This window comes from Bacteroidales bacterium (genome assembly GCA_035299085.1).
Lineage (GTDB): Bacteria > Bacteroidota > Bacteroidia > Bacteroidales > UBA10428 > UBA5072.
The window spans coordinates 171,656-184,902 of the sequence record DATGXG010000013.1 but is presented as its reverse complement, the minus strand read 5'-3'; the positions used below and the strand labels follow the sequence as shown (position 1 = coordinate 184,902).

10 protein-coding genes are annotated in these 13,247 nt (G+C 43.7%); 6 read left to right on the top strand and 4 right to left on the bottom strand.

Going from position 1 to position 13,247, the window contains the following annotated elements:
- The first annotated feature begins 89 nt into the window (after nt 1-89).
- From VK179_03145 to VK179_03120, 6 genes are read left to right on the top strand one after another with little or no spacing between them, the layout of a single operon-like run.
- A complete protein-coding gene (locus tag VK179_03145) occupies nt 90-1,418 on the top strand; it encodes a TolC family protein (GenBank protein HLO57708.1) in 1,329 nt (442 codons plus the stop codon).
- Between the two features lie 33 nt (nt 1,419-1,451).
- On the top strand, nt 1,452-2,747 hold the full coding sequence (locus tag VK179_03140) for an efflux RND transporter periplasmic adaptor subunit (protein ID HLO57707.1): 1,296 nt from the start codon (nt 1,452-1,454) through the stop codon (nt 2,745-2,747).
- A 24-nt stretch (nt 2,748-2,771) separates the two neighbouring features.
- Nucleotides 2,772-3,530, top strand: coding sequence for an ABC transporter ATP-binding protein (locus tag VK179_03135; protein ID HLO57706.1), 759 nt, complete (start codon nt 2,772-2,774; stop codon nt 3,528-3,530).
- A 12-nt stretch (nt 3,531-3,542) separates the two neighbouring features.
- Nucleotides 3,543-4,763 (top strand): ABC transporter permease, encoded by a 1,221-nt coding sequence (locus VK179_03130; protein HLO57705.1) that lies wholly within the window; start codon nt 3,543-3,545, stop codon nt 4,761-4,763.
- A gap of 13 nt (nt 4,764-4,776) precedes the next feature.
- Complete coding sequence (locus tag VK179_03125) at nt 4,777-5,880, top strand: histidine kinase (GenBank protein ID HLO57704.1); 1,104 nt, start codon at nt 4,777-4,779, stop codon at nt 5,878-5,880.
- A 1-nt stretch (nt 5,881) separates the two neighbouring features.
- Nucleotides 5,882-6,601 carry a LytTR family DNA-binding domain-containing protein gene (locus tag VK179_03120; GenBank protein HLO57703.1) on the top strand — a complete coding sequence of 240 codons (720 nt, stop codon included), beginning with the start codon at nt 5,882-5,884 and terminating at the stop codon, nt 6,599-6,601.
- A 97-nt stretch (nt 6,602-6,698) separates the two neighbouring features.
- Here VK179_03120 and VK179_03115 read toward each other — a convergent pair whose 3' ends face one another.
- Genes VK179_03115 through VK179_03100 form a run of 4 tightly spaced genes read right to left on the bottom strand, consistent with a single transcriptional unit; the run spans nt 6,699 to nt 13,242 of the window.
- A complete protein-coding gene (locus VK179_03115) occupies nt 6,699-7,736 on the bottom strand; it encodes a UDP-glucose--hexose-1-phosphate uridylyltransferase (GenBank protein ID HLO57702.1) in 1,038 nt (345 codons plus the stop codon).
- A 12-nt stretch (nt 7,737-7,748) separates the two neighbouring features.
- Nucleotides 7,749-8,990: a lipase family protein gene (locus VK179_03110; protein HLO57701.1), complete on the bottom strand. Its 1,242-nt coding sequence runs from the start codon at nt 8,988-8,990 to the stop codon at nt 7,749-7,751.
- Nucleotides 8,991-9,045: 55 nt separating this feature from the next.
- On the bottom strand, nt 9,046-10,428 hold the full coding sequence (gene odhB, locus VK179_03105; GenBank protein ID HLO57700.1) for a 2-oxoglutarate dehydrogenase complex dihydrolipoyllysine-residue succinyltransferase: 1,383 nt from the start codon (nt 10,426-10,428) through the stop codon (nt 9,046-9,048).
- A 3-nt stretch (nt 10,429-10,431) separates the two neighbouring features.
- Nucleotides 10,432-13,242, bottom strand: coding sequence for a 2-oxoglutarate dehydrogenase E1 component (locus VK179_03100; protein HLO57699.1), 2,811 nt, complete (start codon nt 13,240-13,242; stop codon nt 10,432-10,434).
- Nucleotides 13,243-13,247: the final 5 nt, after the last annotated feature.

Below are 13,247 nucleotides of genomic sequence, written 5' to 3'. Positions count from 1 at the left end.
GTCCTTAATCGGGGAAAAAGGGCAGTTCTTCTATTTCATATTAACAACGGTATTTTCTGTACGTACTTTTATCACAAAATATTAAAATTATGAAGAATTACATCATCATTATCTGGATCGCTCTCCTGGGATTTCCGTCCATGATAATGGGACAGGACAAAGTATGGACGCTGGAAGATTGCATTAATTATGCTCTCGAACAGAACATTACAGTAAGAAAAACGAATCTGAATAATCAGTCGCTTGAGTTTCAGGCCGAACAGGCAAGAGCTCAAAGGATGCCAAATCTGAATGCATCATTCAGCCAGAATTTTAACTGGAACAAACCATTGGCCGGCACCGGATTGAGCGGTAACACTTCTTCGAGTTATTCTGTGAATTCGGGTGTCACTGTTTTTAATGGTTCCAGGATAACCAACCAGATCAAGCAGTCTCAACTTGATATTGAAAATGGAAAATATACCCTGGAGACAACTAAGGAATCGATCAGTCTGAATATTCTGAACGCCTTCCTGCAGGTACTGTATGCCGAAGAACAGGTGAAGAATTCAGAAAAGCAGATCGAATCAACTACAAGCCAGGTTAACCTCGCGCAGGAGAGGTTAAGAGTGAAGATCATTTCCCAGGCTGATTATGCCCAGGTTAAATCACAGCTTGCCAGTGAAAAGCTGAATCTCGCTAATGCCATCAGCCAGTTGGCAATTGCAAAAGTAAATCTGATGCAGCTTATGGAGCTTCCTGTTACCGAAAACTTCGAAGTGGCACAGCCAGATCTTGCAGCCTCACTCGATCAGCAACGTGCTCCCATTGTTCAGTCAGTTTATGACACAGCCCTGGCTATTAAGCCCCAGATCAAAAGTGCTGCCATTAATAAAGAACTGGCCTTGCTTGATGAAAAAATCGCAAAAGCCGGTTACATGCCCAGTTTGTCGGCCAGTGCGGGTTTCGGATCAAATGCCGCTTATAGCCTGGCAAATGACGGAAATACAAGCGATGCCTATTTCAGCCAGCTAAAGGATGATTTTTCACCTTCGGCCGGACTCACCCTGGCAATACCTATTTACCAGAAAAAACAGGTAAAAACAAGTGTTGCCCTGGCAAAAATCGGATACCAGACTGCTGAATTAAACGAAATAGACACCCGCAACCAGTTGCGAAAAAACATTGAACAGGCCTGCCAGGACGTACTTTCAGCGCAGACTCAATACCAGGCTAATGTTGAAAATTACAATGCCACAAGTGAATCTTCATTATTGTCAGATGAAAAGTTCAAGCAGGGACTGATCAATTCAGTTGATTACCTGGTGTCGAAAACCAACCTGATTGTAGCTGAAAGCCAGCTGTTGCAGTCGAAATACAACCTGATCTTCAGTTACAAGATCCTTGATTTTTATCTTGGCATTCCATTAACCCTGTAAATAGAAAAATAATTGCATTTAAATAAATATACCATGAAAAAGAAAGTGTTGATCATAAGTATCATAGTGATCCTGGCGGTGGTTGTCTTTCTGATTATAAAACCGGGCAAGAAAGACGCCGAATATACTTTTGATACAGTTAAAGTTGAAAAAGGAAAGATATCCAATGTGGTTACGGCTACCGGAACCATTGAAGCAGTCACTTCGGTTGATGTAGGTACACAGGTTTCCGGAATCATTGACAAAGTATTTGTCGACTTCAATGATCACGTAAAAAAAGGCCAGATCATGGCGTTAATCGATAAAAAACAATTGCAGGCACAGCTCGACCAGAGCAGGGCCACACTCGACCAGGCCAGGGCGCAGTTAACTTACGAGGAAGCTACATTCAACCGCCTGAAGGCCCTTTATGAAAAACAGCTTGTTGCCCAGTCCGATTATGACCAGGCGCTGTATAATTACCAGAATGCCCAGGCTGCCGTGAAGAATGCCACATCAGCATTCGAACGCACAAAGGTTAACCTGAATTACGCTGAAATTTACTCACCTATTGACGGCGTGGTTCTGAACCGTGCCATTGAAGAAGGCCAGACAGTGGCAGCAAGCTTCAATACACCAACCCTTTTTACCATTGTGAACGACCTTACCCAGATGGAAGTTGAAACCAGTGTAAGCGAGGCTGACATCGGAAATGTACTGAAGGGACAAAGGGTGGAATTTACAGTTGATGCCTACCCCGACCGGAAATTTGAAGGCAGCGTATCTGAAGTCAGGTTACAACCTACCACAACGAATAATGTGGTTACCTATGCAGTTATTCTGAGCGCACCAAATCCTGAAAAAAAGCTCATGCCGGGAATGACAGCCAATGCAACTATTTATGTCGAAGAGAAAGACAGCACCCTTATGATTTCAGGAAAAGCCACTCGTTTTACACCAGATCAGGCTTATATGCAAAAACAGTTTGCCAAAATGGCTAAAAATATGCCGAAAGGCGCATTCCCGGGTGCGCCGGGTGCATCACCCTCAAATGGTCCCGTGCAGGCTCCTATGGGTTCGGGTGCCATGCAAGCCGGTTCAGGCAACATGCCTGCTATGCCACAGGGTGGTTTTGGCGGAAAAATGCCCGATGGTTCAAAGATGGTATGGATAAAAGACGGCAAAGGCGGTATCAGGCCCAATCCTATAAAAACCGGAATTGATAACGGAACGTTTGTTGAAATTCTATCCGGACTGAAAGAAGGCGACGAAGTGATTACATCCATGAGTGGCCCCGGTATCACAACAAAATCAACTCAGAACCAAAACAGGGGACCATTCCCGTTCTGATCCTGATTTTATAAAATAAAAAGTATGAATAAAACAATCATAGAAATTAAGGGCCTCAGGAAAGATTATATTGTGGGTGAGGTGACTGTTCATGCACTCAGGGGCGTTGACATGAAGATTGAGGAAGGTGAATTTGTTGCTGTAATGGGTGTAAGTGGATCGGGTAAGTCAACTATGCTGAATATCCTGGGCTGTCTTGACATCCCCACAAAAGGCGATTATTTCCTTGATGGCGTAAATATAAAAACGTTGAACCGCGATGACCTGGCAAGACTGAGAAATCAGAAGCTCGGATTTGTTTTCCAGGCGTACAACCTGCTTCCCAGGACTACAGCCCTTGAAAATGTTGAGCTTCCGCTTTTCTATAATCCTAAAGTAAAATCAAAGGAAAGAAGAGAACGGGCTATTGCCGCACTTGAAGCAGTCGGACTTTCTTCCCGTATGCATCACATGCCTAACCAGTTGTCCGGCGGACAACAACAAAGGGTTGCCATTGCACGGTCACTTGTTAATGACCCGGTAATGATACTGGCGGACGAACCCACCGGAAACCTGGATACACACACCTCGTTTGAAATCATGGAGTTATTCCAGGATCTTAATGAAAGGGGAAGAACAATAGTTTATGTAACCCATGAGCCGGATATAGCAAAATTTGCCACACGGAATGTGGTTTTTCGTGACGGTCACATAGTAAAAGAGAACATGGTGACCGAAAGGTCTTACGCAAAAGAAGTGCTTAAAAGCCTTCCGGTTGAAAATTTTGACGAATCAGACAATTAAAAGTACATTCAAATGCACTTAACCAATTTATTTATAGTGGCAATCAGAGCCCTGATCCGCAATAAGCTCAGGGCTATACTGACTATGCTCGGTATCATAATCGGCATTGCTTCTGTTATAGCCATGCTCGCTTTGGGAGAGGGTTCCAAGCGAAATATGCGTGAAGAGATGTCGAAAATGGGAACCAATATGATTATGGTAATGCCAAACTTCCAGCGAAGAGCCGGAGTAAGCCTCGGAGCGTCCAGTTCCAACGTTATGAAAATGGCAGATGTAATCGCCATCCGCAATGAAGCAACCTCCGTTTCAGCTGTATCTCCCGAGATCAGGGCAAATGGACAGGTGATTTATGGTAATCAGAATACACAAACCACTGTTTACGGTGTCAGTCAGGAATACATGGGTATTAAGAAACTGATTATTGAATCAGGCAGGAGTTTTAGTGAACAGGAAGTTAAAAGTATGGCGAAGGTTTGTATTATCGGACAAACCGTGAAGGAAAATCTTTTTGGTGTAAATGCCGATCCCATCGGACTTTCCTTAAGGATTAAAAACATTCCTTTCCAGGTCATCGGGCTTTTCGAGGATAAAGGCGAGAGCGGGATGGGACAAGATCAGGATGACCTGATCGTTGCGCCTTATACAACGGTTCAACGCCGGCTGGCAGCCATTGATTATATTAATGGTATCAATGCATCTGCGGTGAGTGAGGAAAAATCAGCAGATGCAAAGGCTGAAGTAGAGGAAATCTTACGCAGGACCCATAAATTAAAGGATTCTGATGAAAACGATTTTCGTGTCATGTCTCAGAGCGAACTGATGAATACCTTTTCGTCCATAATGGACAGCATGACTTACCTTCTTGGGGCTATCGCCTGCATTTCCCTGCTGGTTGGCGGAATCGGCATCATGAACATTATGTTTGTTTCAGTGACTGAAAGAACACGTGAAATAGGACTTCGTATGTCGATCGGTGGACGTAGCCGGGATATCCTGATGCAGTTCCTTGTTGAATCCATTATACTCAGCATCCTGGGAGGCATAATAGGAATCCTTTTCGGCTACCTGCTGGCAAAAGGCGGCGGATCACTAATGTCAATTAAATCATATGTTCAAACACAGTCCGTGATACTCGCATTTGTTGTTTGTTTTGCAATCGGGGTGTTCTTTGGGTGGTATCCCGCCAAAAAAGCATCGAATTTGAATCCGATTGATGCATTACGTTATGAATAATTATATTTAGAGTATGAAAAAGAGAATGCAGGGTAAAGGCATGAAGTTGCTGCTGCACTTTGCAGCATGGGCAATAATGATAGGTCTTCCTTTCTATAATTTCTTCAGGTGGAATCTTCCCAAAGAATTTATATGGACCTTTTATCTGATCATTGCAGTCAATGGCATGATCTTCTATGTGAATTACCTTGTGCTCATTCCGAAATTTTTCCTGAAAAATAAGCGGGTTAAATATTATTCATCTGCTTTTCTTCTTGTTGCCGCAATATTCTTTTTATCTCTTGTTTCAAGCAATCTCATATTTGAAAAAATGCGGCGTAACGAACCGGATCGTGAAGCAAGGGAGGACAGGATTGAGCAGCGCGAGGATCATATGCCTGACGGAAAAAGGAGAATTCTCCGGCTACCGTTCGGACCTATGGGTATCTATAATTTTGCGTTCAATGCCCTTGTTTTTACTGTCTTTGCATTCGGATTAAAAGCGCTTGAGAGAAATTCAGAAATTGAGAAAAGACAGAAGGAACTTGAGAAAGAAAAGCTGAATTCAGAGCTTGCCTTTTTAAAGAACCAGATCAGTCCCCATTTCTTTTTCAATACCCTTAACAATATTTACTCATTAATCAGTATCAATACCGAAGATTCACAGGAGGCAGTGCTGAAACTTTCTAAAATGATGCGCTACCTTCTGTATGAATCGGAGCAGGGAGAAACCCGACTCAGCAATGAGATCGAGTTCATGAATAACTATGTTGCCCTTATGCGGCTCAGGTTGTCGGAGAAAGTATCGCTGAATATCTCATTTCCTGAGACCTACGAAAACATTTCAATTCCTCCTTTGCTCTTTATCTCGATCATTGAAAATGCGTTCAAGCACGGCATCAGTTACAGGGAAAAATCTTTCATCGACATTAAAATGGATGTATCAAAGGAAATGATTACCTTCATATGTGAGAACAGCCTGGTTGCCCGTCCCGAAACGGATATTAACGGAGCTACAGGAATAGGACTTGATAATCTCAAAAAGAGGCTGGGACTTCTTTTTCCTGGCAGGCACGAACTTAAAATAGAAAAACAACAATCTGTTTTCAGGGTAAGCGTTTTAATTAACCTGGCTTGAAATGATGATCAGGACTATTGCTATAGATGATGAACCCCTGGCCCTTCAGCTGGTTGCCGGTTATATTGAAAAAACTCCGGGACTTGAACTGATCGGAAAATTTGACAATCCGCTTGATGCGTTCGAGTTTATGAACAATGAACAGGTTGACCTGATTTTCCTTGATATACAGATGCCTGACCTGACGGGAATCGAATTCACGAAAGCTATATCGAAAGGGCCCAAGGTAATTTTTACAACGGCCTATGAAAAATATGCGCTCGAAGGTTTTAAACTCGACGTTATCGATTACCTTCTGAAGCCTTTCAGCTATGAGGAATTCTTTAAAGCTGCTCAAAAAGCTTTGCGGTTGATTGGTCTTGAGCAGAAAGGAGAAATGACGCAGGTCGAAGCCAACAATGAATTCCTTTTTCTTAAATCGGAATACAAAATCCGGAGGATTAATTTCTCAGACATTTTATATATCGAAGGATTGAAAGACTATGTGAAGGTTTATGTTTCAGGTGATCCGAAGCCTGTGTTGTCGTTGACCTCCTTGAAACTTCTTGAAACCAAGCTACCGGAATCAAAGTTCATGCGAGTCCACAGGTCATTTATAGTAAACCTCGGAAAAATTGATACAATTGAACGCAGCCGGATCATATTCGGTAAAACCTACATTCCGGTAAGTGATCAATTTAAAGATAAATTCCAGGAGTTTCTGAATAAGAATTTTTTGTAAAAAACCTGACAGCGTCGAAGACCTGTCAGCGTTTTTTTAAACGTTAATCAACTGAAGAAATAACGCTGACAGGTCCTCCGGACGCTGTCAGGTTTTTTCAAGCCTTCCAATGCACAACCGGCAAATCCCTCAATATCTGTGCACTGGTTTCTGCAGTGATATCGCGCTGGGGATTGCCAAGCATTTCATATCCTACCATAAATTTTTTAATAGTAGCCGACCTGAGCAGAGGCGGATAGAAATGCATATGGAACTGCCATTCGGGATGTTCCACACCGTCGGTGGGCGACTGGTGAATTCCGGCTGAATAAGGAAATGATATTTTGAAGAGATTATCGTATTTAACTGTCAGTATTTTCAGTGCATCGGCAAGTTGGCTTACTTCTGCGGGTGTAAAATCGAGAAGGCTCCTGATTTTTCTTTTCGGAAGGATCATGGTTTCATACGGCCAAACTGCCCAGAAAGGAACCAGAACAACAAATCCCGCATTCTCATGAATGATCCGTTCCTTCTTTTCCAACTCAATATTCAGGTAATCCAATAAAAGAACCGATTGATTCTTTGCAAGGTATTTTCTTTGTTGCTCCTGCTCTTTAGCGGGTTCAACAGGTATGGTGGTCTGTGACCATATTTGGCCGTGAGGGTGGGGGTTGCTGGCGCCCATGATCTCACCACGGTTTTCAAAAATCTGGACGTAATTGATGAAAGGGAGTTCTCCAAGGTTTTTATATTCCTCACGCCATATCCTGATAACCGGTTCAATTTCTGAAACGGACATTTCAGCCAGTGTAAGATCATGGCGTGGTGAGAAACATACCACTTTACAGATACCTTTTTCCGAGCGGGCGACAAGTAATTCTTCAGTGTTAGTTTCAAAATCTGGAACACTGTCGATGAGGGAACTGAAGTCGTTTACGAAGGTATAAGTTGATCTGTAGTCCGGATTTTTCTCGCCGTTTGCCCTCGTGTTTCCTGGGCACAGGTAACACTGAGGATCATACTGAACAGGTTGTTTCTGCTGGTTTTCTTCCTGTTGTCCCTGCCAGGGCCTTTTTGTACGGTGTGGCGCTACAAGTACCCAGTCACCTGTAAGGGCATTGTACCTTCGGTGAGTATATTGCTGAAGCATTTCCATATACCTGAAAAATTATCGTAAAGAATTAAACCAGTTCACCGTGCCTATTCCCCATGGCATCAGACCGGCTCCATGCCCGAGACCTTCCAATGTAAAGTGCTTTACATCTTCAGTGTTTGAACCTGCTGTAATGAATTCATTATAAAGGTTAAGCGACTGATCGGGGGGTACATTATCATCGGCTGTTCCATGGTATAACTGTATGCGTAAATTTGTTTTCCAGCCATGGATGCTGGATGAAGTCAATTCATTCCTCAATTCTTCAAATGCATCACCGGTTTCGAAATTTTGAATCAGTTCCGGTGTGAGCAAATCAGCAATAGGATTGGGCAGACTTTCATTAATGTCGCCATTCGTGTGTGATCCGTCAAAAAGGCCCGGTATCTGGGTTGAATAGGGTTCTTTAAAAAACAGGCTCAGTGGGCTTGTAATGGTTCCGAACTGCTGATGCGAATAAATAAAATACGGAAAATACATAGGAGCAGGAAAACTTTCCTGTGCAAGCACATAATCGGTGAAAGCCATCAGATCATAAGCCCCTGCACCTGCTGAAACCGCGATAACATCCATATTGAGAGGGGAATCATGTTCAATTTTCTCAGTGGCTGAAATAGTTGCTTCGCCACCCTGCGAATAACCAAGGAGAAAAAGACTGTCGTTTGGTGTTGATTTTATATCACCAGCTTCACTCAGCTCATTGTAGGCATGTATCAGGTCGATCACTGCATTGTTAGTACACTCTCTTTGATAGTAAGGGTGCACAATATTGGCTGAAGCATCAAAACCAATGTAATCCGTCATCAGGACAGCGTATCCATTACTCGCCATAAACTGCATGATAACATAACCCGGATCAGTTGGATTAACAGTGGGAGCATCTGCATGGGATGCATTCGTGCCATTCTGAAAGCTCATAACAGGAAAAGAACCCTTAACATCGGGTATGCAAACCAACCCGCTTGCTGTTACTAAGGAATCTCCGTAATGCGTTTTATAATTGACCCTGTAAACGTCAACACCGTAATTTATATGATTTACAATTTCTGCGGCTTCAGGATAGGATGCCATCTGGCCGGCAACAAGCACCTGGATTGAAGCTAACGGGTAGTTGAGAATCTTGGTTTGCTGAACCACGTATTCGCGTATCGGTTCATTGTCCGAATCTTTTGTACAGGAATAACTGAAAAAAGCAATACCTGCAACCAGCGCGAATAAGGCGTGATTTATCCTGAAATTCAACCGGTTCTTTTTCATAAGGCTAAAATACTACTTTTTGTTCAAAGTGAATGGCTTAATTCTTCAACGGTTTCTATAAACCCAGGAGCATTTTCTCGGGATCCCGTCCTTGCAACAACATGGTGACCGGTGATTCAATCAACTGTTTCACTTTCACAAGGAAGCTCACGGAATCCCTTCCGTCAATGAGCCGGTGATCATATGACAGGGCAACGTACATGATAGGTCGTATTTCAACTTTCCCGTTGATGGCAACAGGACGGTCGACGATGTTATGCATACCCAGGATGGCCGATTGTGGCGGATTCAAAATAGGTGTGGAAAGCATGGAGCCAAAAACACCCCCGTTTGTAATTGTAAATGTTCCGCCTGTCATTTCATCAATCGATAGTTTGGCAGCCCTGGCTTTATTTGCCATTTCCGTAATGGCCAGTTCAAGCTGCGAAATATTCATCGAAGCTGTATTCCTGATCACGGGAACCATCAGACCTTTATCCGTCTGAACGGCAATGGCTATATCAACCTGGTGCGGTGTTACGATATCATCACCGTCAATATACGAGTTGACTCTCGGAAATTCTTGTAATGCTTTGCTGCAGGCCATGGCAAAAAAAGATACCAATCCTGGCTTCTGACCGAATTTTTCCTTAAAAGTATCCTGATGTTTCTTTCGTAAATTCATGAGGCTGCTCATGTCCACTTCATTGAAAGTGGTGAGCATGGCTGTTTCATTTTTAACGGCTACAAGCCTTTTGCTCAGTTTTCTCCTGAGGGGCGACATGGGAGTTCGTTCAGGTGTCTGAGCGGCAGCAGTCTTTTCGCTGCCACCTGCCTGCATGTTCTGCGTATTTTTTTGTTGAAGCACCTGTTCCACCTCGTGCCTTGTGATTTTCTTCAAACCATTGATCACATCTTCCAGGTCAAGATCATTCTCTTCCATGATTCGCTGTGCCAATGGTGTTACCTTCAACGGCTGGTCAAGACCTGACAACGTCGCAGATTTGTCAGCGTCCTGATCTTGGTTTTTTTGAGTCGAAGGGTTTTCTTTTGTCACCGTGGGCGGAGTCGAATGAGCTTTAGATTCCGAATCTCCTGATGGGATCGGCTCTGTCGGTTCATGTGTCATATGTTCTTCCGATGTTGCTGCCGCTGCCGACGGAGTGGTTGTAATCGTTTTATGTTCTTCAGCCGATGCCGCTTTAGTGGTTGACTTGCCTTTCCCTTCTGTATCAATTGTGCATGCCAGGTCGCCCACCTTTACTTTTTTGCCTGTTTCAGCTACAATTTTCAGCAAACCCGAAGTGGGCGCAATAAGCGGAAGGGTTGCCTTATCAGTTTCCACTTCGGCTATTTCCTGGTCCTTTTCAACAAAGCTTCCGTCTTCAGCAAGCCAGTTTCCGATTGCAGCTTCGGTAACCGATTCACCTGCTGCCGGTATTTTAATTTCGAGAATCATATATTAAATTTTTTCAGCGAAATAACTGTACTGTTTCAGGATCTGTTGCCGCAAACTTCCGCTTGAACACTGCAATCCGCAATACTTGCGGTTAAGGTCACATTCACATTTACGGAATACCTTGCCGATAATTTCTTCCTGGCTTACCTGGTGAAGCCTCAGGAGCCCCACTGCCGGACTTCCGCTCGGCTGACGGTATACGGGGATAATTTCGCCCCTGAATTCATGATGGATATGCCTCCAGGGTCCCATGTTTCCGGGTTCTTCCTGTACCCAAAGCGTAAGCATCACGTTGGGATATTTATTTGTAATCTTTTCAACCTGGGCATTCGGAAAGGGGTGAAGCTGCTCTATACGCACAATGGCTACGTCGCGTGCGTTAAATTCCTTCTTCCTGGCAAGCAGATCGTAGTAAATTTTTCCTGAACAGAAAACAAGACGCCTTACTTCCTGTATGTCCACATCATCATCGTCAATTACTTCCTGGAATGTTCCGGAAGCAAGCTCATCCAGTGATGAAGTACACAACGGATGCCTCAACAGGCTCTTCGGTGTGAAAACGATAAGCGGAACCCTGAAGTTTCTGTTTATACTCTGCCTGAGCAGGTGAAAGAAATTGGCAGGCGTTGTAGGGTTCACAACCTGCATGTTGTTATTGGCGGCCAGCATCAAATACCTTTCAATCCTGGCACTTGAATGTTCCGGTCCTTGTCCCTCATATCCATGCGGCAGGAACAATACTATACCGTTCATCAGTCCCCACTTTTCTTCTGCAGAACTGATATACTGATCCACTATCACCTGTGCCACATTGGCAAAATCGCCATACTGGGCTTCCCAGATGGTAAGTCCTTTTGGTGAAGCCATGGCATACCCGTATTCAAAACCGAGAACACCATATTCATTAAGCGGGGAGTTATAAATAGAGAAAGACGCCTGTCCGGGTGCCACATGCTTGAGCGGAACAAAAATGCTGTCAGTTTCCTCAATCACATGGGCTGCATGGCGCTGTGCGAATGTTCCTCTTACCGAATCCTGGCCTGAGACCCTTACCGGGTGACCTTCGTAAAGTAAGGTTCCGTAGGCCAGAAGCTCACTCATAGCCCAGTCAAGCTTATTGTCGGTTATCATCTTTTTTCGGTCCTCGTTAAGCTTGATCGTTTTGTCGATGAATTTTTCGTTGGAAGGCAGGTAAGTTATTTTATCCCCCAGGAATTTCAGCAGGTCAATCGTAATTTCATTCGATTGCCGCTTTTCAAAATCAACCCTTTTGGCGTGTTTAAATCCTTTCCACTCTTCATTAAGGAACCTCTGAATATGTACTTTGCCCAACCCCTTTGAAAGATTGAATTTTTCATCGAGGTAAGCATCAAATTCCTGTTGTTGTTTTTTAATTTCTTCTTCCGTGTATATTTCTTTGGAAAGGATTTCCTGTGCATAAATATCACGGGGATTCGGATGCACGGCTATTGCCTTGTAAAGCGTAGGCTGGGTATACCGCGGTTCATCACTTTCACTGTGCCCGTATTTGCGATATGAAAGAATGTCGATAAATACATCCGAGGAAAATTTATGCCTGAAGTCCATGGCCATGAGAATCGTATGTACAAGGGCTTCGGCATCATCGCCGTTTACATGGAATATCGGTACTTTGATTACTTTGGCAATATCGGTGCAATAAGTGCTTGACCGTGCATCAAGGTAGTTGGTTGTAAACCCTACCTGGTTGTTTATCACAATATGAACAGTACCGCCCGTTTTATAACCCGGAAGCTCAGACATCTGAATGACTTCATATACCACGCCCTGGCCGGCTATGGCAGCATCACCATGAATAATCACCGGCGCCGCCTTTGAATAATCGCCATGGTATTTCTGATCGATATGTGCCCGTGTGACACCCTGAATTACAGGAGAAGCGCTTTCAAGATGAGAAGGATTGGGAACAAGGTTAAGACTTACCTGTTTGCCGTTCGGCAGGGTTATCTTGTTGCAATAGCCCAGGTGATATTTCACATCCCCGAGTGCAATTTGCTCATCATATTCCTCACCGATAAATTCCTGGAAAATATATTCATACGGCTTCTGAATCACATTGGCAAGAACGTTCAACCTGCCACGGTGAGCCATACTGAAGAAAAACGCCTCGATTCCAAGGGAGGATCCCTTTTCGATCAAATAATGCAAAGCCGGGATAAGAGTTTCGGTTCCTTCGAGTGAAAACCGTTTCTGACCTACAAACCTCTTATGGATAAAACTTTCGAATCCTACTGCCTTTTTGAGAAGATCATAAATCCGCTTCTTATCCGGTTCATCGAAATCAGTCATATTCTTGCCTGATTCCAGCCTGTTTTGAAGCCATTCGGTTTTTTCCTGGTCGCGGATAAACATATATTCCGCTCCTACCGATTGGCAATATGTCTGCTGAAGGTGATCGACAATGTTTTTAAGTGTGGTGTTTCCCAGGCCGATTTCAGTTCCTGCATGAAACGTAGTGTTCAGATCCGCTTCACCCAGGTTGTAATTTTCAAGGTCGAGTGTGGGATAATATTTCCTCCGGGTTCGAACCGGGTTGGTTTTTGTAAAAAGGTGTCCTCTTTTCCTGTAACTGTCAATCAGGCTTAGAACTCTGAATTCTTTATCTAACTGTTCATTGCCTCCTTCTGATCCGGTCTGAAACTTCCTGGCGAAATCAAAACCGGCAAAAAAAGTCCTCCAACTGCTGTCCAGAGATTCGGGATTATTCAGATATTGGTTATAAAGCTGGTCAATAGTTTCTATTTCACTATTCCCCAAAAAAGAAAATTGATCCATGAGAT

Excerpts from the sequence above, each read along its gene's own strand:
- odhB (HLO57700.1), bottom strand. The coding sequence starts at position 10,428 with ATGATTCTCGAAATTAAAATACCGGCAGCAGGTGAATCGGTTACCGAA.
- VK179_03140 (HLO57707.1), top strand. The coding sequence starts at position 1,452 with ATGAAAAAGAAAGTGTTGATCATAAGTATCATAGTGATCCTGGCGGTG.
- VK179_03120 (HLO57703.1), top strand. The coding sequence starts at position 5,882 with ATGATGATCAGGACTATTGCTATAGATGATGAACCCCTGGCCCTTCAG.
- VK179_03100 (HLO57699.1), bottom strand. The coding sequence starts at position 13,242 with ATGGATCAATTTTCTTTTTTGGGGAATAGTGAAATAGAAACTATTGAC.
- VK179_03115 (HLO57702.1), bottom strand. The coding sequence starts at position 7,736 with ATGGAAATGCTTCAGCAATATACTCACCGAAGGTACAATGCCCTTACA.
- VK179_03110 (HLO57701.1), bottom strand. The coding sequence starts at position 8,990 with ATGAAAAAGAACCGGTTGAATTTCAGGATAAATCACGCCTTATTCGCG.
- VK179_03145 (HLO57708.1), top strand. The coding sequence starts at position 90 with ATGAAGAATTACATCATCATTATCTGGATCGCTCTCCTGGGATTTCCG.
- VK179_03130 (HLO57705.1), top strand. The coding sequence starts at position 3,543 with ATGCACTTAACCAATTTATTTATAGTGGCAATCAGAGCCCTGATCCGC.
- VK179_03135 (HLO57706.1), top strand. The coding sequence starts at position 2,772 with ATGAATAAAACAATCATAGAAATTAAGGGCCTCAGGAAAGATTATATT.
- VK179_03125 (HLO57704.1), top strand. The coding sequence starts at position 4,777 with ATGAAAAAGAGAATGCAGGGTAAAGGCATGAAGTTGCTGCTGCACTTT.